This is a genomic window from Flavobacterium cupreum (assembly GCF_003996965.1).
In the GTDB taxonomy this organism is placed as follows: Bacteria; Bacteroidota; Bacteroidia; order Flavobacteriales; family Flavobacteriaceae; genus Flavobacterium; species Flavobacterium cupreum.
This window is the reverse complement of sequence record NZ_QWDM01000052.1, coordinates 1-800: the sequence shown is the minus strand read 5'-3', so window position 1 is coordinate 800 and position 800 is coordinate 1. Positions and strand designations below refer to the sequence as shown.

General features: G+C 51.5%; 1 rRNA gene. It reads right to left on the bottom strand.

What is annotated here, in order from left to right:
* Positions 1-608 (bottom strand): 16S ribosomal RNA (locus tag D0817_RS26665); the annotation flags it as partial.
* Between the last annotated feature and the right edge of the window lie 192 nt (positions 609-800).

Below are 800 nucleotides of genomic sequence, written 5' to 3'. Positions count from 1 at the left end.
CGACAGACTTACAAAACCGCCTGCGCACGCTTTACGCCCAGTAATTCCGATTAACGCTTGCACCCTACGTATTACCGCGGCTGCTGGCACGTAGTTAGCCGGTGCTTATTCTTCAGGTACCGTCATTAGCAACCTGTATTAGAGGCCACCGTTTCTTCCCTGACAAAAGAGCTTTACAACCCGAAGGCCTTCTTCACTCACGCGGCATTGCTGGATCAGGCTTTCGCCCATTGTCCAAAATTCCCCACTGCTGCCTCCCGTAGGAGTCTGGACCGTGTCTCAGTTCCAGTGTGGCTGGGCGGCCTCTCAGACCAGCTACTGATCGATGCCTTGGTAGGCCTTTACCCCACCAACTAGCTAATCAGATATCGGCCGCTCCAGGAGCATGAGGTTCTTGCGAATCCCCCACTTTCATCCTTAGATCGTATGCGGTATTAGCGCAACTTTCGCTGCGTTATCCCCCACTCCAGGGCACGTTCCGATATATTACTCACCCGTTCGCCACTCGCCGCCAGGCCGGGTTGCCCCATTCCGCGCTGCCGTTCGACTTGCATGTGTAAGGCATGCCGCCAGCGTTCAATCTGAGCCAGGATCAAACTCTTCAGTTCAATCTCTGTTTAATGTCCTTGCGGACAGATCGCTCACTCAAAATACTGACAGGCCACTCCTTGCGAAGCGCCTATATTTCTTCTTTGTGAACATTTGATAATTTAAGTATTCAACATCGCTTGCGCTCTGTTGGCACCTTCATCAAACGCCCACACTTATCGACTGTTAATTTTTAAAGAACTTGTTCGGTA